Annotated in this window: 19 protein-coding genes; 4 read left to right on the forward strand and 15 right to left on the reverse strand. The window is 73.1% G+C overall.

The window, feature by feature from the left end; all coding sequences use genetic code 11:
- Nucleotide 1: 1 nt before the first annotated feature.
- The 10 genes from hypF to BJY16_RS31485 are packed head-to-tail and all read right to left on the reverse strand — an operon-like array spanning nt 2 to nt 10,663.
- Nucleotides 2-2,311, reverse strand: coding sequence for a carbamoyltransferase HypF (hypF, locus tag BJY16_RS31440; protein WP_185043157.1), 2,310 nt, complete (start codon nt 2,309-2,311; stop codon nt 2-4).
- Nucleotides 2,308-2,772, reverse strand: coding sequence for a hydrogenase maturation protease (locus tag BJY16_RS31445; RefSeq protein ID WP_185043158.1), 465 nt, complete (start codon nt 2,770-2,772; stop codon nt 2,308-2,310). The genes hypF and BJY16_RS31445 overlap by 4 nt, the downstream gene beginning before the upstream one ends.
- Nucleotide 2,773: 1 nt before the next feature.
- Nucleotides 2,774-4,072 (reverse strand): Ni/Fe hydrogenase subunit alpha, encoded by a 1,299-nt coding sequence (locus tag BJY16_RS31450; RefSeq protein ID WP_185043159.1) that lies wholly within the window; start codon nt 4,070-4,072, stop codon nt 2,774-2,776.
- Nucleotides 4,069-4,824 (reverse strand): NADH-quinone oxidoreductase subunit B family protein, encoded by a 756-nt coding sequence (locus BJY16_RS31455; protein ID WP_185043160.1) that lies wholly within the window; start codon nt 4,822-4,824, stop codon nt 4,069-4,071. The genes BJY16_RS31450 and BJY16_RS31455 overlap by 4 nt, the downstream gene beginning before the upstream one ends.
- Nucleotides 4,824-5,633 carry an FAD/NAD(P)-binding protein gene (locus tag BJY16_RS31460; protein ID WP_185043161.1) on the reverse strand — a complete coding sequence of 270 codons (810 nt, stop codon included), beginning with the start codon at nt 5,631-5,633 and terminating at the stop codon, nt 4,824-4,826. The genes BJY16_RS31455 and BJY16_RS31460 overlap by 1 nt, the downstream gene beginning before the upstream one ends.
- Nucleotides 5,630-6,067: a cyclic nucleotide-binding domain-containing protein gene (locus BJY16_RS47700; RefSeq protein ID WP_185043162.1), complete on the reverse strand. Its 438-nt coding sequence runs from the start codon at nt 6,065-6,067 to the stop codon at nt 5,630-5,632. The genes BJY16_RS31460 and BJY16_RS47700 overlap by 4 nt, the downstream gene beginning before the upstream one ends.
- Nucleotides 6,064-7,167 (reverse strand): 4Fe-4S dicluster domain-containing protein, encoded by a 1,104-nt coding sequence (locus tag BJY16_RS31470; protein ID WP_203759005.1) that lies wholly within the window; start codon nt 7,165-7,167, stop codon nt 6,064-6,066. Before BJY16_RS31470 ends, BJY16_RS47700 begins: the two co-directional genes overlap by 4 nt.
- Before the next feature lie 33 nt (nt 7,168-7,200).
- Nucleotides 7,201-7,989 carry a 2,3-bisphosphoglycerate-dependent phosphoglycerate mutase gene (locus BJY16_RS31475; protein ID WP_185043163.1) on the reverse strand — a complete coding sequence of 263 codons (789 nt, stop codon included), beginning with the start codon at nt 7,987-7,989 and terminating at the stop codon, nt 7,201-7,203.
- Nucleotides 7,989-10,406: a cation-translocating P-type ATPase gene (locus tag BJY16_RS31480; protein WP_239177252.1), complete on the reverse strand. Its 2,418-nt coding sequence runs from the start codon at nt 10,404-10,406 to the stop codon at nt 7,989-7,991. The genes BJY16_RS31475 and BJY16_RS31480 overlap by 1 nt, the downstream gene beginning before the upstream one ends.
- Before the next feature lie 26 nt (nt 10,407-10,432).
- Nucleotides 10,433-10,663, reverse strand: coding sequence for an SHOCT domain-containing protein (locus tag BJY16_RS31485; RefSeq protein ID WP_185043164.1), 231 nt, complete (start codon nt 10,661-10,663; stop codon nt 10,433-10,435).
- Nucleotides 10,664-10,790: 127 nt separating this feature from the next.
- On the opposite strand from BJY16_RS31485, the gene BJY16_RS31490 reads away from it, so the two are divergent.
- A complete protein-coding gene (locus tag BJY16_RS31490; protein WP_185043165.1) occupies nt 10,791-11,714 on the forward strand; it encodes a universal stress protein in 924 nt (307 codons plus the stop codon).
- Here BJY16_RS31490 and BJY16_RS31495 read toward each other — a convergent pair.
- The 3 genes from BJY16_RS31495 to ppdK are packed head-to-tail and all read right to left on the reverse strand — an operon-like array spanning nt 11,704 to nt 16,434.
- Nucleotides 11,704-13,401, reverse strand: coding sequence for a sensor histidine kinase (locus tag BJY16_RS31495; protein ID WP_239177250.1), 1,698 nt, complete (start codon nt 13,399-13,401; stop codon nt 11,704-11,706). The genes BJY16_RS31490 and BJY16_RS31495 overlap by 11 nt on opposite strands.
- Before the next feature lie 36 nt (nt 13,402-13,437).
- Nucleotides 13,438-13,800: a hypothetical protein gene (locus BJY16_RS31500; RefSeq protein ID WP_185043166.1), complete on the reverse strand. Its 363-nt coding sequence runs from the start codon at nt 13,798-13,800 to the stop codon at nt 13,438-13,440.
- Nucleotides 13,801-13,821: 21 nt separating this feature from the next.
- The gene (gene ppdK, locus BJY16_RS31505; RefSeq protein WP_185043167.1) at nt 13,822-16,434 is read right to left on the reverse strand and encodes a pyruvate, phosphate dikinase; all 2,613 of its coding nucleotides are present in this window, start codon (nt 16,432-16,434) and stop codon (nt 13,822-13,824) included.
- A 114-nt stretch (nt 16,435-16,548) separates the two neighbouring features.
- Here ppdK and BJY16_RS31510 point away from each other — a divergent pair, with 114 nt between their 5' ends.
- The 3 genes from BJY16_RS31510 to BJY16_RS31520 are packed head-to-tail and all read left to right on the forward strand — an operon-like array spanning nt 16,549 to nt 18,105.
- A complete protein-coding gene (locus tag BJY16_RS31510) occupies nt 16,549-17,406 on the forward strand; it encodes a universal stress protein (protein WP_239177248.1) in 858 nt (285 codons plus the stop codon).
- A complete protein-coding gene (locus BJY16_RS31515; protein ID WP_185043168.1) occupies nt 17,403-17,642 on the forward strand; it encodes a DUF1918 domain-containing protein in 240 nt (79 codons plus the stop codon). Before BJY16_RS31510 ends, BJY16_RS31515 begins: the two co-directional genes overlap by 4 nt.
- Nucleotides 17,599-18,105, forward strand: coding sequence for a hypothetical protein (locus BJY16_RS31520; protein ID WP_185043169.1), 507 nt, complete (start codon nt 17,599-17,601; stop codon nt 18,103-18,105). Before BJY16_RS31515 ends, BJY16_RS31520 begins: the two co-directional genes overlap by 44 nt.
- Before the next feature lie 343 nt (nt 18,106-18,448).
- Here the strand turns inward: BJY16_RS31520 and BJY16_RS31525 are convergent, their stop codons facing one another.
- Nucleotides 18,449-19,147 (reverse strand): DUF1614 domain-containing protein, encoded by a 699-nt coding sequence (locus BJY16_RS31525; RefSeq protein ID WP_185043170.1) that lies wholly within the window; start codon nt 19,145-19,147, stop codon nt 18,449-18,451.
- Between the two features lie 259 nt (nt 19,148-19,406).
- Nucleotides 19,407-20,096, reverse strand: coding sequence for a CBS domain-containing protein (locus tag BJY16_RS31530; RefSeq protein ID WP_185043171.1), 690 nt, complete (start codon nt 20,094-20,096; stop codon nt 19,407-19,409).
- Between the last annotated feature and the right edge of the window lie 9 nt (nt 20,097-20,105).

Raw genomic sequence — 20,105 nt, forward strand, 5'->3', positions numbered from 1 at the left:
GTCAGCCGTCCCCGGCGAGCCGGGCCGCGGCGATCACCGCCTGGCCGTAACTGATCCCACCATCGCCGGCCGGCACCTGGCGGTTGAGCAAAGCGGTCAGCCCCGCCGCGCTCAGCGCGTCCGACAGGCCGGTCGCCAGGATGCGGTTCTGCAGGCAGCCGCCGGAGAGGCAGACGGTCCGCACTCCGGTCCGCTCGGCGGCCCGGGTGCAGAGTGCCACGGTCACCTCGATCACGGTACGGTGGATCGCCGCCGCCAGATCGTCGGCGGACTCCCCCGCAGCACCGCGTTCCAGCAGGGCGCCGAGGGTTCCGGACCAGTCGTAGACCCAGAGTCCGCCGATCCGGGTGATCCGCCACGGCAGCGGCTCCGGGCGGCCGCCGGCGCGATGTGCCGCCGCCTCCAGCAGGATCGCCGCCTCGCCCTCATATCCGGCGTCGTCACGGACGCCGAGCAGACTGGCCGCCGCGTCGAGGAACCGGCCGGCGCTGGAGGCGGGCGGACAGTGCACCCCGCGCTCGATCATCCGGCGGATCAGGGCCTGCTCGGCCGCCGGCATCCGGTGGAGCAGAGCCGGCACCGGCCCGGGCGGCACCGGGAACTCGCCGCCGTACAGATAGCCGAGGGCCATCCGGGCCGGGCGGCGCACCGCGGCCTGCCCGCCGGGCAACGGCGCGGTCCCGAACCGGCCCAGTCGCCGGAAGCCGGTGTAGGTGGACAACAGCAACTCTCCGCCCCAGAACCGGCCGTCGTCGCCGAACCCGAGCCCGTCGTAGGCGACCCCGAGGAACGGGCCGTCCACGCCGTGCTCCGCGGCGCACGACACGACGTGGGCATGGTGGTGCTGCACCCCGACCCGTCGCGGCGGGGTCGCCATCCGCTGGGCGTAGCCGGTGGACAGGTAGTCGGGGTGCAGATCGTGGGCGTAGACCTCGGGTTCACACCGGTGCAGCCGGCAGAGCTGGGCCACGGTGGCCTCGAACGCGGCCAGGCTGTCGGCATCGGCCAGGTCGCCGCCGTGCGGGCCGATCAGCGCCTGGCCGGCCCGGGCCAGCGCGAAAGTGTTCTTGAGCTGTGCCCCGACGGCCAGGATCGGCTTGCGGGCCGGCACCGGCAGGGTCAGCGCGCCGGGAGCGTAGCCACGGGCCCGGCGGACCAGCCGGGCGGAGCCCGCGACGACCTGCACCACCGAGTCGTCGTAGCGGGCCCGGATCGGCCGGTCGTGGCCGAGGAAGCCGTCGGCGATCCCGGCGAGCCGGTCGGCCGCCTCGGCGTCGTCGATCGCGATCGGCTCATCGGCTCGGTTGCCGCTGGTCACCACGAGTGGGCGACCCAGGTCATGGAGCAGCAGGTGGTGCAGCGCGGTGGTGGGCAGGAACAGCCCGATCCGGTCCAGGCCGCGCGCCACCGACGGAGCCAGCGCACCACCCAGCCGGGCCGGCAGCAGCACGATCGGACGCTCCGGGCCGCCCAGGGCAGCCGCCGCGGCCGGGTCGACCCGGGCCAGGGCCCGGGCGGCGGCCAGGTCGGCGACCATCACCGCGAACGGCTTGCGCGGCCGCAGCTTGCGCCGCCGCAGCCGATCGACCACGGCCGCGTTGGTGGCGTCACACACCAGCTGGTAGCCGCCGAGTCCCTTGACCGCGATGATCCGGCCGACCGCGATCGCGGCGGCCGCCACGGTCAGCGCCTGCTCGCCGGTGGCGGTGCGCCCACCGGCCCGCCAGGTGAGCCGCGGCCCGCAGGCCGGGCAGGCCACCGGTTCGGCATGGAACCGCCGGTCCGCCGGGTCGCGGTATTCGGCGGCGCACCGCGGGCAGAGCGGGAAGCCGGCCATCGCGGTGCGCTGCCGGTCGTACGGAAGGCTGTCGATGATGGTCGCCCGCGGTCCGCAGGCGGTGCAGTTGATGAACGGGTACCGGTAGCGCCGGTCGGCCGGGCTGAACAGCTCGTCCAGGCAGTCGCCGCAGATGGCGAGGTCGGCGGGCAGCCCGGCGAAACCCTGGGGCAGGTCGGTGTCGGCGCTGGCCACCACCCGGAACCCGGGTGGCGGGGCGGCGCCGTCGGGGGTGACGGTGATCTCGCCGATCCGCGCGGCCGCCGGGGCTTGCGCGCGCAGCGCCTCGATCAGCCGGGCCACCGCCTGCTCAGGTCCGCCGACTCGGATGAGCACCTCACCGCCGACGTTGCGGACCTCTCCGTCCAGGCGCAGACCGGTGGCCACACGGTGCACGAACGGGCGGAACCCGACGCCCTGCACGGTGCCGCGGACCCGCACCGACCAGGCCTGTGGTGCGCGCACGGCGGTCATGACGCGGCCACCAGCTCGCAGATCCGCTCGGTGACCGGCCGGATGGTGGCGGCGACCGGGGCGCTGAGACCGGGTCCGAAGCCGAACTCACGACCGTAGGCGACCAGCGCGACCAGCCGGCGCGGGAGCCGGTCCAGCACCCGGGCCAGCCGGATCGTGTCGCCCAGCCCGATGGCGTGCCCGGAGGCGACCGGTCCGCCCGGCCCGGCGTCCTCGGGCAGCGACACCTCGCACCACCCGGTGCGGTCGCCGGCGGCGACATCCACCAGCACGGCGAGGTCGGCTCCGGACCACGCCTGCAACATCCGGCTGGGTTCCCCGTCGCTGACCCGCAAGTCGACCCCGTCCAACCGGGGATCATCGGCGCGGCGGGCGGCCAGCTCGGCCACCACCCAGGGGCCGAATCCGTCGTCGCGCCGGTACTCGTTGCCGATGCCGATGACCACCCTGCGCGCCACCATCTCAGGCCCGTTCCACGTGCAGGTCCAGGAAGTGGGTCGCGCAGGAGATGCACGGGTCGTAGTTGCGGATCGCCTGCTCGCACTGGGCGGTCAGCCGCTCGTTGTCCAGGTCGAGCCGGCCGGCGACGAAGCGGGCCAGGTCGTCCTCGATGGCGGCCTGGTTCTGCGAGGTCGGTGGCACGATGCGGGCCGCGGTGATCCGGCCGTCCGGGTCGAGGTCGTACCGGTGGAACAGGGTGCCTCGTGGTGCCTCGGTGGCGCCACGGCCGGTGCCGGGCCGGGCCGGCACCACGGCTGCCGGAGCCGGCGGCGGCTCGTAGGCGTCGATCAGGCGGATCGCCTCCTCGACCGCGTACACCGTCTCGACGGCCCGGACCACGATGCTGCGGTACGGGTTGCGGCAGTCCTCGCCGAGCCCGGCCGCGGTCGCCGCCTCGCGGGCCAGCGGGGTCAGCCAGTGCTGGTTGAGGGTGAAGCGGGCGGCCGGGCCGGTCAGGTACCGGCCGCGGCCGGCGAGACGGGCGTGCAGCGCCGTGGAGTGCGGCACCTGTTCCTCGACGATGTGCTGCTCGAACTGCCGGACGTCGAAGCAGAGGCCGCCGGTCGTGGTGACGAATCCGGTTTCGATCGGGTATGTCCCGGGGGTGCACAGCGAGAGCATCTCGTGGTCGTGGTGGAAGTCCGGGAAGTCGAAGCCGGCCACCCAGCGCACGGTGTCGAGGGCCTGGTCCAGAGCGACCCGCAGCCGCTCGCGCAGCGGAGCCAGGTCGCCCGGCGCCGGCACCCGGTAGAAGCCCCCGACCCGGACGTTGATCGGGTGGATGGCCCGGCCGCCGACCAGCTCGATCAGATCGTTGCCGGCCTGCTTCAGCGCCAGGCCGCGCTCGACGAGGTCACGCCGGTCCTTGGCGAGCGCGAGGGCGCTGCCGTAGCCGAGGAAGTCGGGCGCGTGCAACAGGTAGATGTGCAGGGTGTGGCTCTCGATCCACTCGCCGCAGTAGATCAGCCGCCGCAGCGCGGCGATGCTGGCTGGCACGGTGACCCGGCAGGCGTCCTCGATCGCGGCGCAGGCGCTCATCTGGTACGCCACCGGGCAGATGCCGCAGATCCGGGCGGTGATGTCCGGGGGCTCGGTGTGCTGCCGGCCGCGCAGGAATGCCTCGAAGAAACGCGGCGGCTCGTAGATCTCCAGCCGGACGTCCTCGACCGCCCCGTCGCGGACCCGCACGTGCATGGCGCCCTCACCCTCGACCCGGGCCAGCGCCCGCACGTCGATCACCCGTTCGTAGCGGTGCGTCATGACGGTGCCGCCTCCTCGAAAGCCGCGACGGTGAAGGTGCGGTGGATCCGCCGGATGTCGTCGTCCGACATGCCGGTGGCGCGCAGCAGGGCCGCCTCGGCCGGGGCGTTCGGCGTCTCGGCGGGGCCGAAGCAGCCGAAGCAGCCGCGCCCGAAGGCCGGGCAGAGCGCTCCGCACCCGGCTCGGGTCACCGGCCCCAGGCAGGGCTCGCCACGGGCCACCACCACGCAGACGGTGTTGCGTCGTTTGCATTCGAAGCAGACGCTGTGCGCGGGCAGGGCGGGCCGCCGGCCGGCCAGCAGCGCGCTGATCGTCTCGACGAGCTGCCGCCGGTCGATCGGGCAGCCGTGCAGCTCGTAGTCGACGTCGACGTGCGCGGCGATCGGGGTCGAGGTGGCCAGCGTCCGCAGGTATTCGGGCCGGGCGTAGACCGCCCGGGCGTACTCGGTGATGTCGGCCTGGTTGCGCAGGGCCTGGATGCCGCCGGCGGTGGCGCAGGCGCCGATGGTGATCAGGAGGCGGGACTCCGCGCGGACCTGCCGGATCCGCTCGGCGTCGCCGGGCGTGGTGATCGACCCTTCGACCAGCGAGATGTCATAGGGGCCGGGCAACACGTCGCTGGACGCCTCCAGGAAGTGCGCGATCCGGACCCGGCCGGCGACGGCGAGCAGGTCGTCCTCGCAGTCGAGCAGACTGAGCTGGCAGCCGTCGCAGGAGGCGAACTTCCACACGGCGAGGGTCGGCGTGTCCATCACAGCTCCCGGGTCGACAGCAGTGGCTCGGCAACCGGGTAGGGCACCACCGGCCCGTCCCGGCAGATCAGCAGCGGGCCCAGCTGGCAGTGCCCGCACCAGCCGACGCCGCAGCGCATGCACCGTTCCAGCGACACCTGAACCTGCTCGGCGGGCACGCCCCGGCTGATCAGCGCCTGGGCGGTGAACCGCATCATCAGCTCCGGGCCGCAGAGGTAGGCGACACTGGTGGCCGGGTCGACGGCGGCTGCCGGGATGACCGTGGTGACCAGGCCCACCGGCCCGGTCCAGCCGTCGGCCGGGCGGTCCACGACGGTCAGGATTTGCGCCTGGGCCGACCAGCGGGCGAGGTCGTCCGGGTAGAGCAGTTCGGCCGGCTGCCGGGCGCCGACCAGGACCGACACTTTCCGGTACGACGCGCGGTCGGCCAGCAGCCGTTCGACGACCGGGCGCAGCGGGGCCAGCCCGATCCCGCCGGCCACCACCAGCACGTCGTGGCCGGCCGCGGCGTCCAGGTCCCAGCCGATCCCGAACGGGCCGCGCACGCCGATGAGGTCGCCGGGCCGGGCCGCGCACAGCGCCCGGGTGACCGCGCCGACCGCGCGGATGGTGTGGGTGGGCCGGGCGCCCTCGATACCGCTGATCGAGATCGGGACGTCACCCACACCGTACGCGGTGAGCATGGCGAACTGGCCCGGCTGGAACGCCGGCAGCGGCTGGCCGGCCCCGGTCAGTTCGATCGTGACCGTGTCGGCGGTGTCCTGCCGCCGGCGGACCACCCGGCCCGGTTGCGGCACGGCCGGGTTCACGACCGGCTCCAGAGGTCGAGCAGCCGCAGCCGGGCGGCGGTCAACCGGTCGCCGAGCACCGGGACGAAGCGTTGCAGCACCGCGTAGCCGAAGTCGGCGTCCGCGGCGCAGCGCCGGCGTACCGCGGCGGCGTCGAACTCGGTGGCGGTCACCGGGGTGCGGGCCACTGCCCCGAACCGCCACCGGTACGGCGGCAGCAGCCATGACCACCCGAGCAGGTCACCGGCACCGATGGTCTCCAGGATCTGCTCGCCGTTTCCCGGCACGGTCACGTCGAGGGCGACGGTTCCCGTCCGGATCAGCCAGAAGCGGTCGGCGGCTGCGCCCTCGGCGAAGATCCGGTAGCCGTCGGGGTAGCGGACTTCGGTGCCGCACTCGATCAGGTCGCTGAGCAGCCGAGGGCTGAGCCCGGACAGGAAGGGTTGCGGGCTCATGCCGGTCCTCCCTGCGCCAGGGCGGCCGCCTCGCGGGTGATGTCGATGCCGGCCGGGCACCAGGCGATGCAGCGGCCGCAGCCGACACAGCCGGAGATGCCGAACTGTTCCGGCCAGGTGCCCAGCTTGTGGCTGATCCACTGGCGGTAGCGGGACTGGCCGCTGGTGCGCACCGGACCGCCGTGCAGGTAGGAGAAGTCGAGGCTGAAGCACGAGTCCCAGTGCCGCCAGCGTTCCACGTGCTCGCCGGTCAGGTCGGTGACGTCCTCGGTCGTGGTGCAGAAGCAGGTGGGGCAGACCATCGTGCAGTTGCCGCAGGTGAGGCATCGGGAGGCGACGTCGTCCCAGTGGGGCGACTCGCGGCTCGCGGCGATCAGCTCCGGCATCGGCTGCTCGGGCAGATGCCGGGACATGGTGGTGGCGGCGTGCCGGAGCGCGTCGTGCGCCGCGGCGATGTCCTCATCGGCCGCGGGCCGGGTGGGCAGCCCGGCGAACACCTCGTCGCCGGCCGGTGACCCCACCCGGATCAGGAACCGGTGGCTGTCGCCGAGCAGCTCGGTCAAAGCCAGGTCGAAACCGCCGGTGGCGGACGGTCCGGTCGCCGTCGACGCGCAGAAGCAGGTAGCGCCGGGTTCGGTGCACTCGGCGACCACCACGAAGGTGCCGTCGCGGTGGGCGGTGTACACCGGGTCGGGGTACCGGCCCTCGGCGAGGACCCGATCGAGCACGGCCGTCGCGGCCACATCGCACGGGTGCACGCCGACGAACGCGTACCGTTTCCGGGCCGGAGCGGGCGGTGTCACCGCACCGGTTGCGCGGTCACCAGCCCAGAGCTGGGCCCGGGGTGGGTGCAGGAAGTTCTTCATCGACTGCGGCCCGGCGCTGTGCGCGAACGCCGCACGGTCGGCACGGCGGCGCAGCCGGTAGCGTCCGGCGTCGGTGTCCGCGCTCCAGCCGTACGGCAACTGGTCCGCCGAGTCGAGTTCGGCCAGTTGCACGGCATCGTCGCGCACCGTCGGGCCGACGATCGTGTAGCCCCGTTCGTGCAGTGTCCCGAACAGGACGTCCAGCCCTGCCGGGTCCATGACACCGGATCGCATGGCACCTCCCGAGGTCCGGGTTGCCGTCATCTCTCACCGTGCGCCGCACCGGTCTGCGGCGGACAGGGCCGGAAGTCCCGGACCGACGCGGATCGGCTCGGCGGCGCCGACCGGGTCCAGGTAGCGCCCCTGCGGACCGGTGACGGCACGCCCGCGCGGGTCGAGGTGGTACAGCATCGGGACCGCGGTGGGGATGTCGAGCTGTTCCACGGCTGCCACCGACAGCCCTTCGAGATGCATGACCAGGGCGCGCAGGCTGTTGCCATGCCCGACGACCAGCGGCGTCCCACCGGCCAGCAGCAACGGCCGCAACACCTCCGACCAGTACGGTACGGTCCGGGCCCGGACATCGGCGAGGCTCTCCGCGCGCGGCAGCACCGTCGCCGACAGCCCGGCGTACCGGGGATCGGCGTACATCGCCGCGGCGGCGGGCTCGCTGATCGGCGGTGGGCCGGTCGCGTAGGACCGCCGCCAGGCCCGGAAGGTGGCGGCGTCCACCTCGGCGGCCACGGCGCGCTTGTCCCGGCCGGTGAGCGCGCCGTAGTGGCGTTCGTTGAGCCGCCACGACCGGTACACCGGGACCTGGCCGCAGCCGAGCACCGCCATCAGGATCGCCGCGGTGGCGATCGATCGGCGCAGCAGCGAGGTGTGCACGCTTGTCGGGCGCAGACCGAGCCGTCGCAGGAGGGTGCCGGCCTGACGCGCCTGGGCGACACCGAGCGGGCTCAACGGCGGATCGGACCAGCCGGTGAACACGTCGGCCGCGTTGCTCACGCTCTGCCCGTGCCGCACCAGCAGCAGGCCCCCGCCGTCGATGAGCATCAGCCGGCGCTTCCCCGGAAGGCGCGCGTCATCAGGCCGGGCAGGGCCGCGACAGCGGCGCAGGCGACCAGTTCCACCGCGGTCAGCGGCTCGGTGGTGAGCAGCGTGCGCAGGGGCCCGGTGAGCACCCCGGCGAGCTGCAGCGCCGCGGACAGCGCCACGGCGGCCGGCAGCCACCGGTTCGGGCGGGTGCCGGCCACCGGGCGGGCCCGGACCGCGAGGGCGACGCCCAGCTGGGCGAGGCCGAGCACCACGAACATGGCCGACTGCCAGGGCCGGCCGGCCAGCTGGGCGGCGACGCCGGCGGCCAGGGTGACCGCGGTGACCCCGGCCCCGCCGAGCAGCACGCCGCGCAGCAGACCGGCACCGAGCACGGACTCCTGCGGTGGGCGCGGCGGGCGGCGCAGCACACCGGCCTCGGCGGGTTCGGCGCCCAGCGCCACGCCGGGAATGCCGTGGGTGAGCAGGTTGATCCAGAGCAGCTGGCCGGGCAGTAGCGCCAGCGGCATGCCGAGCAGCGGGCCGGCCAGCATGACCAGCAGTTCGGCGAGCCCGCCGGTGAGCGCGTAGCGCAGGAAGCGGCGGATGTTGTCGTAGATGCGCCGGCCCTCGCCGATCGCGGTCGCCACGGTGGCCAGGTTGTCGTCGACCAGGACCAGTTCGGCGGCCTGCCGGGCGACCTCGGTGCCGCCGCCCATCGCGACGCCGATGTCGGCGCGGCGCAGCGCCGGCGCGTCGTTGACGCCGTCCCCGGTCATCGCCACCACCTCACCGCGCTTCTGCAGCCCGGCGATGATGTCCAGTTTTCCCTCCGGCCGGGTCCGGGCGTGGATCCGGGAGTCGTCGATGCCCAGCTGGGCACCGATCGCGGCGGCGGTGGCGGGATGGTCGCCGGTGATCAGGAGCAGGTGCACGCCGGCCTGCTCGAAAGCCTCGGTGGTCGCCGGGGCGCCGGCGCGGACCGGGTCTCCGATGCCCACCAGCCCGCAGACTCGCAGCGGTGGCGGCGCGACCGGGTCCACGGAGCCGGGGGTGGTGGCGGTGGCGATCGCCAGGACCCGCAGTCCGGCCGCGGCCAGCTCCTCGGCGGCGGTCAGCAGGTCGCCCTCGACGAGCCGCTCCGGAGCGCCCTTGCGGACGGTCAGGTGCTCGCCGCTGTCCAGCCGGTGCACCGTGGTCATGTGCCGGCTGCTCTGGTCGAACGGCAGCTCGGCGACCCGGGGCGCCTTGGCCCGTTCGGTGTGCGGGTCGAGGCCACAGCGGGCGGCGAAGGCCACCAGGGCGGCTTCCATCGGGTCGCCGGCTGCGGCCCAGTCGGGGTGGCCGGGCACCGGCGCGATCAGGTCGGCATCGTTGCAGAGCAGGCCGGCTCGGGCGAGGGACTGGAGCGCTCCGCCGGGATCCGGAGCGGGATGGATCGACCCGACCGGCTCATAGCCGTGACCCGTGACCCGGTAGTGGCGGCCGTCCGCCGACACCGCCTGCTGCACCGCCATCCGGTTCTCGGTGAGTGTCCCGGTCTTGTCGGCGGCGATCACGGTCACCGAGCCGAGCGTTTCGACGGCGTGCAACCGGCGCGGGATCGCGTTCGCGTGGGCCATCCGGCGCGCGCCGAGCGCGAGGGCCAGGGTCACCACCGCGGGCAGGCTTTCCGGCACCGCGGCGACGACCAGGCTGACCGCGGTGATCGCCATCCGGACGATCGGCTGACCGGCCAGCACGCCAAGGCCGAAAACGATCGCCGAGACGGCCAGCGCTGTGACCCCGAGGATGCGGCCGAGACCGGCCAGCCGGCGTTGCAGCGGAGTGAGGCCGGGCCGGGCGGAGGCCACCAGGGCGGCGATCCGGCCGAGCGAGCTGTTCGGGCCGACCCGCTCGACGAGACCGGCGGCCCGGCCGGTGACGAGCACGGTGCCGGCCGAGGCCGGCTCGGTCGCCTGGCGGGCGACCGGCACGGACTCGCCGGTCAGCGACGATTCGTCGAAGGTGGCCCGCTCGGCCTCGGCCAGGACCAGGTCGGCCGGGACGATGTCGCCCGCCTCCAGACGGACGAGGTCACCGCGCACCACGTCGGCGGCCGGGATGATCAGGTCGTCGCCGTCGCGGACCACCCGGGCTTGCGGGGCCGCGAGCCGGTCCAGAGCGGCGATGGCGGCATCGGCCCGGACTTCCTGCGTCACCCCGATGGCGGTGTTGACCGCGATGACCAGCACGATCACCGCGGTGTCCGGCAGGTCGCGCAGCAGGGTGGTGATCACGGCCGCAGCCAGCAGCAGCGCCACCAGCGGATCGGCCAGTTGCCGGCCGATGCGGCCGAGCAGCCGCCGCGGTGGGATGGCCGCGACCACGTTCGGCCCGTCGGCTGCCCGCCGCTCGGCGGCTTCCTCGCTGGTCAGGCCGACTCGAACAGGCTGCACGGCGGCCTCCGCCCGGACGATCCGATTCAGTGGTGAACAGCATGCAGCGTCCGCATCCGCTGCTCGTATTCCTCGGTGTCGATATCACCGCGAGCATAACGATCAGCCAGTGTCTTCTCGGCGCTGCTCTCGCCCTCGCGGCGCTGCGGCCACCAAGCCACTGCGCCGACCACAGCGATCGTCAGTAAGAGCATCACGAGGATCAGGGACCAGGCCGACCCTGTCGTGTTCATGAAGTGCGGGTAGCCATACATCATGGTCGCACTCCTTCCTCTCACCCTCCATGGTCGAGCGTCCGCCGCCAGGCGGTCAGGGCCGGACGGCCTGGGCATTGCGGACCAGTGACCGTATCGATCATTGGAAATAGCTCCATAACGTACGGATATGGAGAAGGTGTTCGCGTCAAGTGACCATCGCACCGTCGTGGTCGGCGTCGACGGCTCCATGACCAGCACGGTCACCGTCGAGCTCGCCGCCGCCGAGGCGGCCCGCCGGGCTGCGCGACTGCTGATCGTGCACGCTTGGCCGGGCCACTACCGCGGCCGATTCCGGATTCGCAGCGCACACCGCGGCCAGGCGGAGGGCAGCCAGTTGCTGGCGGCTGCCGCCCGGCACGCCGCGGCCGCCGACCCGGAGCTGATCGTCGAGACCGAACTGCGGGCCGGTCTGCCCGGCGACGCGCTCGCCGAGTGGTCACGGGAAGCGGGGCTGCTCGTGATCGGCCACCGGGACGGGCAGACCAGCCGGCCGGACTGGGGCTCGACCGCGAGGGCGCTGGCCCGCACCTGTCATTGCCCGCTGCTCGTGCATCAGGGGCGTTGTGAGCCGCACGGCCCGGTGGTGACCGGCGTGTCCGGGCGTCCGAACGAACCCGCGCTCGGGCACGCCTTCGTCCAGGCCGCGCTCGCCGGCGCCGACCTGGTCGCGGCGCACGCCTGGCGGCGCCCCGCCGACCAGCCGGATCGGCATCCGCTGCCGATCACGGTCGACGATCCACACCGGCGGGCGGTCGCCGAACGGCTGGCCGCAGCCCTGGTCGAGTGGTCCTGGCGCCTGCCGCAGGTAGCCGTACAGCCACTGGTCGTGCCGGACCTGGACGTGCCGTACACGCTGGATCGCGCCCTGCGACGGGCCCGGCTGCTGGTGGCCGGGACCGGAGGCCGGGGTGAGCTGACCGAGTTGATCAGCACGCCGCCGAAGCGTCCGGCCGGCCACCACGGGTTCTGCCCGGTCCTGCTGGTCCCGCCGGACTGGCCGGTGGAGCTGCCGGACGGCACCCGCGCGCCGGCTGACCGGGTCACCGGCTGACCGGCACCCGCCAGGTCACCACGGCGCCGGCGCCGGCCGGACCGGGCTCGATGTCGAAGCGGCCGCCGAGATCCTCGGCGCGTCCGCGCAGGTTCACCAATCCACCGCGCGCCTTCGCCGGATCGATCCCGACGCCGTCGTCCTCCACCCGGACGGAGATCTCACCGGCACTGGTGCAGACCGACACTCGGACGTGCGAGGCCTGCGCATGACGTGCCACGTTGGCAAGTAACTCCCGCACCACGGCCAGCAGCTCCGGCGCGATGTCGTCAGAAACCGCGCTGTCCACCGGCCCGCTGGTGTCCACCACGGGCCGGAAGCCGAGACTGTCGGCCGCCGCCTGAACCGCCTCGCCGAGCTCGGCGCGCAAGGACCGGCCGACCGGCGAGCGCAGCTCGAAAATCGAGCGGCGGATGTCGCGAATCGTGGCGTCCAGGTCGTCGACCGCGCCGCTGATCCGCTTGACCACATCCGGCTTGAGCACCTGAGGCACGGTCGCCTGCAGCTGCATGCCGGTGGCGAAGAGCCGCTGGATGACCACGTCGTGCAGGTCGCGGGCAATCCGCTCACGGTCTTCGAGGACGGCCAGCAGCTCCCGCTCCTCCTGAGCACGGGCGCGTTCCAGGGCGAGGGCGGCCTGTCCAGCGAAGGTGGACAACAACACCGCGTCCCGGTCCTCCACCGGTCGTCCGGCCGGCTGGGTGACGATCAGGACTCCTTGCAGGGTGTCGCCGGCGGTGAGCGGCGCGGCGAGGGCCGGCACGGCGGGCATGTCAACCGGCCAGTCGGTGATCGTCCGTAGGTTCCCGACCGCGCGGTACCGTTCCTGACCGAACGCCATGGCCGCATTCCGGTCCACCGGGATGCGACGACCAACCAGTCCGGTCGCCGCCGGATCGCTGCCGGCGGCGACCTCGATGGTGTAGCTACTGTTCGGTTCGTCGTAGAGCATGACCAGTACCAGCCCGGCGTCGGCGACCTCACCGGCCCGGCGGGCGATCAGGCGCAGCGCCTCGGTGCGCTGGACCGTCCCCAGGAGCACGCTGGTGATCTCGGCGGTCGCGCTCAGCCAGCGCTCTCGCCGCTGGGCCAGCTCGTAGAGCCGGGCGTTGTCGATCGCGATGCCGGCCGCGGCCGCCAAAGCGATCATCATCTCCTCGTCGTCGTCGGTGAACTCCGGGGCGCCCTGCTTCTCGGCCAGGTAGAGGTTGCCGAAGACCTGGTCGCGGGTGCGCACCGGAACGCCGAGGAAGCTGTGCATCGGCGGGTGGTGAGGTGGGAACCCGAAGGAGTCCGGATGCTTGCGGATGTCCGGCAGCCGCACCGCCTCCGGGACGGTGATCAGCAAGCCGAGCAACCCTCGGCCGTGCGGCAGCTCGCCGATCTTGGCATGGAGGGCCGGATCGATACCGTGCGTGATGAAGTCCGACAGGCTGCGGTGGTCGGGCGCGAGCACGCCCAGCGCGCCGTATCTCGCCCCGGCCAGCGCACACGCCGCCTCGACGATGCGCTGCAGGGTGCTGCGCAGGTCGAGGTCGGTGCCGATGCCGACCACCGCGTCGAGCAGGGCGCGCAGCCGCTCCCGGCTGCTCACCACCTCGCCGACCCGTTCCAGCATCTCGTGCAGCAGCTCGTCCAGCCGGACCCGGGACAACGGGCTCAGGCCAAGGGAGGGCGGCTGGACCATGCCAGGCAGCTTAAGCCTTCGATCCGTGGCAGAACATCAGTCGCCGAGACGGTGCGCTCCGATCAGGTGCGCCCACCAGGGGCGTTGCTCGGCAGAGCGCAACCGCGGACGACCAGCGCGTTTCACGCTGACCCAGCCGCCCGGGCCCATCGTGACCGCACCGATCATCGGCCGCCGCCGGGCGGTGACCGCGGTGACGGCCACCGCGACCGTGATCGCGCCGGCTGCGGCCAGGGCCGCCCCGGCCAGCCGGGTCACGTCGACCACCGGACGGAAGACCGCGGTGTCCGCGTCGATGATCCAGGCGCCGACCGGGCGATCCTTGTCGGTCACCGGCAGGACGGTGACCGTGGTTGCCGGGGCGGCCGTCGCCGACCGCCCGTCCATCGTGCTGGTCATGATTTCTTCCTCGTCTCAGAGCTATCGGGTGTCGGAGCCGGTCGTCCCGGCCACTGCGGCCCGGCCCGCCTCCAGCCGGGCGATCGGCACCCGGAACGGCGAGCAGGACACGTAGTCGAGCCCGGCCTCGTGGAAGAACCGCACCGACGCGGGATCCCCGCCGTGCTCGCCGCAGACGCCCACGGTCAGGTCGGGGCGGGCGGCCCGGCCGCGCTCGACGGCCACCCGGACCAGCTCACCGACGCCGTCGCGGTCGATCGTCTCGAACGGCGACGCGCCGAAGACACCCAGCTCCAGGTACCTGCCGAAGAACGCGCCCTCCACGTCGTCGCGGGAGAAGGCCCAGGTCATCTGGGTCAGATCGTTGGTGCCGAAGGAGAAGAACTCGGCCACCGTGGCGATCTGCCCGGCGGTCAGCGCGGCCCGCGGCACCTCGATCATGGTGCCGATCCGGATCGGCGGCACGCCGGGCACCGAGGCGAGCACCTTCTCCGCCTCGGCCCGGACGATCTCCAGTTCCGGTACGGCGCTCACCAGCGGGACCATGATCTCCGGCTGGGGGTCGCCGCCGGCGGCCAACCGCGCCGCCGCCGCCTCGGCCACCGCACGGACCTGCATGCCGAAGAGGCCCGGAACGACCAGACCGAGACGAACGCCGCGCAACCCCAGCATCGGGTTGGCCTCGTGCATCCGGCGCACCGCGTTGAGCAGCACTCCGGCGTGCCCGGCGTCCTCGCTCAGCGCCTCGGCCCGGGCGACCCGCGCGGTCAGCTCGTCGAGCGGCGGCAGGAACTCGTGCAGCGGCGGGTCGATCAGCCGGATGGTGACCGGCAGCCCGTCCATCGCCGCGAACAGCTCCTCGAAGTCGGCCCGCTGCAGCGGCAGCAGCGCCGCCAGCGCCGCCTCCCGCTCGGTGTCGTCCTCGGCCAGGATCAGCCGCTCGACCAGGACCCGGCGGTCGCCGAGGAACATGTGCTCGGTGCGGCACAGGCCGATCCCGGTGGCGCCGAACCGCCGGGCCCGGACCGCGTCGGCGCCGGTGTCCGCGTTGGCGTGCACCCCGAGCTGGGCGACGTGATCGGCGTGGATCATCAGGCGCTGGATCGCGGACAGCAGCTGGTCGCCTTCAGCGCCCTGCTCACCTTCGAAGAACCGCACCACCTTGGACGGGCGTACCGGCACCGGGCCGGGGTAGACCCGGCCGTTCGCGCCGTCGATCGAGATCACCTCGCCGGCCCGGACGGTGTGCTCCCCCACCGTGAACGAGTCCGCGCCGATCCGGATCTCCTCGGCGCCGCACACGCAGGTCTTGCCCATGCCGCGGGCCACCACGGCGGCGTGCGACGTCTTGCCGCCCCGGGCGGTCAGGATCCCCTGGGCGGCGATCATGCCGGGTAGGTCGTCCGGGTTGGTCTCCCGGCGCACCAGGATCACCGGCTGGTCCGCGGCCGCGGCGGCCGCCGAGTCGAACACCACCGCGCCGACCGCCGCACCGGGCGAGGCCGGCACGCCGGTGGTCAGCGGCGCCGGCGCGGCCGTCTCGTCGAAGCTGGGGAACATCAGCTGGGCGAGTTGCTCACCGGTGACCCGCTGCAGCGCCTCGTCCAGGGTGATCACGCCCTCCTCGACGAGCTGGGCGGCGATCACGAAGGCGGCCGCCGCGGTGCGCTTGCCGACCCGGGTCTGCAACATCCACAGCTTGCCGTTCTCGATGGTGAACTCGATGTCGCACAGGTCGCGGTAGCGCTGCTCGAGGCGCTGCATGATGGACAGCAGCTGGGCGTAGCTGGTCGGGTCGACGGTGGCCAATTCGTGCAGTGGCAGGGTGTTGCGGATGCCGGCGACCACGTCCTCGCCCTGCGCGTCGCGCAGGTAGTCGCCGTAGCAGCCGCGCCGCCCGGTCGCCGGGTCGCGGGTGAACGCCACACCGGTCCCGGAGTCCTCGCCGCGGTTGCCGAAGACCATCGCCATCACGTTGACAGCGGTGCCCAAGTCCTGCGGGATGCGTTCCTGCCGGCGGTAGAGCACGGCCCGCTCGGCGTTCCAGGACCGGAAGACCGCGCCGATGGCGAGGAACAACTGCTCGTGCGGCGCCTGCGGAAAGGCACGGCCGGTGTGCTCCTCGAAGATCTTCTGGTACGCCGTGACGAGCTCCCGCGGGTCCTCGGCCGTCTCCGTATCGAACGCCTCGGCCGGCACGTCGAACACGGTCCGGCCCAGCATCTGGATCAGCCGCCGGTAGGAGTCCCAGGCGAACCGCTCGTCGCCGCTCTGCCGGGCCAGCCCCTGCACGCTCTGGTCGTTGAGCCCGATGTCCAGGATGGTCTCCATCATCCCGGGCATCGAGAACTTGGCGCCGGAGCGCACCGACAGCAGCAGCGGGTCGTTCGGGTCGCCGAAGGTCTTGTCCAGCTTGAGCTGGACGGCGCGCAAGTGGTCCTCGACCTCGTCGAGCAGTCCGGCCGGCAGGTCGCCGGTGCGCAGATACGCGCGGCAGGCCTCGGTGGTGATGGTGAAGCCGGGCGGGACCGGCAGGCCCATCCGGGTCATCTCGGCCAGGTTGGCACCCTTGCCGCCGAGCAGGTCCTTGAGGTCCTTGTTGCCGTCGGTGAAGTCGTACACGTATCCAGACACCTGAATCCCACCCTCGCTCCGCCGTGGTCATTTCCCTTATTCGTTGCTAACCCGCGTACGGCCCCGCCGAGTAGGGCCATCGGCCCTGTTCCGCCCCGGCGCCGCGGACGTCCGATGGAGAGAGACCGGGAGAAGGGGGCCGCTGCCATGCGCGAGAAGAAGATCGTCATCGGATACGACGGGTCGCCCGCCGCGGAGGCGGCGCTGACCTGGGCGCTGGACGAGGCCGACCGCACCGGCATGCGGGCCGAGCTGATGTACGCCGACGAGTACCCGGCCTGGGCGCCCGCCGCGAGCATGGTGCCGTCGCCCGCGCTACGGCCGAGCGACTACCGGGCCCGGGTGATCGGCGGCATGCTGGACCGGGCGGTAACCGAGTCCCAGCAGGCCCACCCACAGGTCCCGGTCGAGGCCACCACGGTGACCGCGCTGGCGTCGACGGCACTGGCCGAGCGATCCAGCCACGTCGGCCTGCTCGTGCTCGGCACCCGGGGGCACGCCGCCCTGCCCGGCCTGGTCGGCTCGCTCAGCGCCGCGGTCGGCGCGCACGCGCACTGCCCGGTCGTAGTGGTGCACGGCGCCACCGCACCCGGCACGCCCACCGCGCCGGTGGTGGCCGGGCTGGACCACTCCTCGCTGGCCCCGGCCGTGCTGCGGTTCGCCGCCGAGCAGGCCGCCGGTCGCGGCGTGGCGCTCCGGGTGCTCGGCAACCAGCCGGAGGCCGACACCGCGATGGCGGAGATCCGCGAGGACTTCCCCGGCCTTCAGATCAGCGCCGAGACCGTCCCCGGTGAACCGGGCGAGGCGCTGGTGGCCGCCGGGCAGACCGCCCAGCTGCTGGTGATCGGCGGCCGCGGCCACGGTGCGGTGCGCGGCCTGCTGCTCGGCTCGGTGAGCCGGCACCTGCTGCGACACGCCGCCTGCCCGATCGCGATCGTGCCCGAGGCCGTCCCGGCCGGTGACCCGTCATGAGGGCGCGGCTCGGGGACCGGATCGTGATCGAGCCGGCCGGCGTGAACGGCCGGCGCCGGGTCGGCATCATCACCGGGGTCGGGCGCGCGGACGGACTTCCGCCGTACCGGGTGCACTGGCTGGACAACGGACACACCACTTTGCTCTTCCCGGAAGTGGGAGCACACGTCGAACCGCGAGGAGGCGGGGACGATGAGCACGCGAGCGATCGAGATCCGCGATCCGTCGACCGGTGAGATCACCGATCGCTGTCAGGGGCCCGGCCCGGACGGCGCCTGCCCGCGCACCGGCCGGCACGGCGTGGTGCCGTGTGCCGGACGGCTGATCGGACCGCGCGGCGCTGACCCGCGCTACTGGCCGATCTGGGTGCCGCCCGGCTGCCGGCAATGCCGGCTGAACTGGAACGCGCAGGCCGCCACGTGCCTGCGGGCAGCCGAACGCTGTCACGACCAGTGGGAGGAGGGCTTGGCTCAGGAGATCGCCCACGTCCGGACGCAGGCCGCGCGCGGGGACCCGCGCTTCCGCGACATGTCGGCCCGGCAGCAGCGAGTGACGGCGCTCTGGCGCTGGCGGCTCTCCTCGCCGGCGCAGGGTCTACGGCAGGCCGAGCAAAAGCAGCGGGACCGGAGCCGGCTCTACCTGTCCCTGGCCGAGCAGCAGCGGGCCGGAACCCCGCCTGCGGACAGCGGGCCAGAGTGATGACCCTGCGTGGAGTGGCGTGCCGGCTGGGCCGACACGCTGGAGCATGGTCGCTTCCCGGAAGCCGATGCGAAATCGTCCGGACCTGCGACTGCTGTGGGAAGGTCGAAAGGGAAACACGTCACAGTTGGAGTCAGTTCGGCTACCTCGATGAGGGCCGGTGCGCTCAAACGCGTCGATGCGCACGGTGCGGTTCGACGGAGTCACGGATCGTGCATGACTGGGGGCCGTGGCTCTATCTCGACGAGGAACTGGTCACGGCACAGTTCCACACCTGTCGGCGCTGTCACCGCACCGAGCGGACCAGGCGGTTCTCCACTCTCTGAGCGGCCGTGCCGTGGTCCTACCGGACCGCGGCCAGCAGCACGGCGAAAACACCGGAGAGGAACACACCGTCGAAGGTCCCGGCGCCGCCGATCGACGCCTTCGGCCCGTCCATCCGGCGTACAGCGTTCAGGTGCGTGAGGTCGGCGCCGACCAGAGTGCCCATCGTGCCGGCGATGTAGGCCAGCGCACCGATTCCCTGGGCGGGGTGCAGGAGGACCGCGGCGGCGGCGGCCGTCAGGGCGGGCAGCAGCGGAGGCAGCACGATGCCCAGCCGGGGCTCCGGGCGGGCCAGCAGATGCGCTGTCACCGCGACGGCGGTGACAGCCATTCCGGCGTCGAGCCACATGCCCGTGCGGGCCGCCAGGTACAGCGACACTGCCGCCGGGATGACCGCACCGCCGAGGTTGACCGCGACAACGATCGAACCGCCTTCGCTCACGGGGATCAGGTAGAGGGTTCCGGCCCATGCCAGCGTGCGGAACCGGACCGCTGCGGGGCGGCTTCTCATCCTGGCCACCGGGATGTCGATCCGGCTGCCCAGCAGACTGGCCGCGCAGACCGCGCCGGCCGCGAGCGGGCTGAGTCCGGCGAGCACGAAGGCCAGCCCCATGACTTGCACGGCCAGGACGGCTAGGCCCAGCAGCACCACGGTCAGGGCTGCGAGGCGCAGTGACGGGTGGCGGGTGCCTGTGGCGCGGTGCCGGGTACCGAGCATCTGGTGCGGGCGATGCGCTGCTCGCGGGATTCGCATTCGTCTCGGCACGCCACGACGGCAACGTATCGGCGCGTCACCTCCTGCCCTGACCATGACACCCGCCTCCTCAGCTCACCAGGGCCAGGAGGGTGCAACCGGGGGGCCGTCAGGTGAACCGGCCGTGACCTTCGACTCCGGGCGGGTATGGTCGCCCGACGCGACGTCAGGACGTACAGGCCGGCCCGGCCGTCCGATCGGGCGGCCGGCCCAGCGCGGAGGTTCAATACGTCGCGAAAGGAGGCTGCGGGCCGTCGAACGTGCGGTCGTCCAGGTCGTACGCCAGGGACGAGATGACCTCGACCACGCCGGCGACCTGGCGGCTCAACCGCTGCGCGAGGTCGGCCGAGGACCACCGCTCGACCTTGCCGGTCAAGGTGACCACTCCGGCGTCGACCTCGACGGTGACCCCATCGGCCTCGTCGGCCAGGAACGGGTGCAGCACGCCGGTCCGCACGTCGTCCTGGATCTCCTCGTCGGTGCGCAGGTAGGTGCGCAGCAGGTCGCCGCGGGAGGCGATCCCGACCAGCCGGCCGAGGTCGTCGGTCACCGGCAGCCGCTTGATCTCGTTGGCGTCCATCAGCCGGGCCGCGGCCGCGATCGACATGTCGGCCAGCGCCACCACCGCCGGGGTACTCATCAGTCCGGCCGCCGTCCGGGCCGATGCCTTCGCCCGCTCACCGCGGCGCCGGCGCCGCTCGAAGATCCGGGGCTGCTCGTCCCCGCCGAACTCGATCTTGCGGAGCAGGTCGGCCTCGGACACCACCCCGGTGACCCGGCCGAATTCGTCGACCACCGGGACCGCGCTGATCCGCTTCGCCACCAGCAGGTCCACCAGGTCGTGATAAGAGGCGTCCTCAGCGACCGACACCACGTCGCGGGTCATCACGTCGCTGACCTTCCAGGTCCTCACCGTCAATCC

This window comes from Actinoplanes octamycinicus (genome assembly GCF_014205225.1).
Classification (GTDB): domain Bacteria; phylum Actinomycetota; class Actinomycetes; order Mycobacteriales; family Micromonosporaceae; genus Actinoplanes; species Actinoplanes octamycinicus.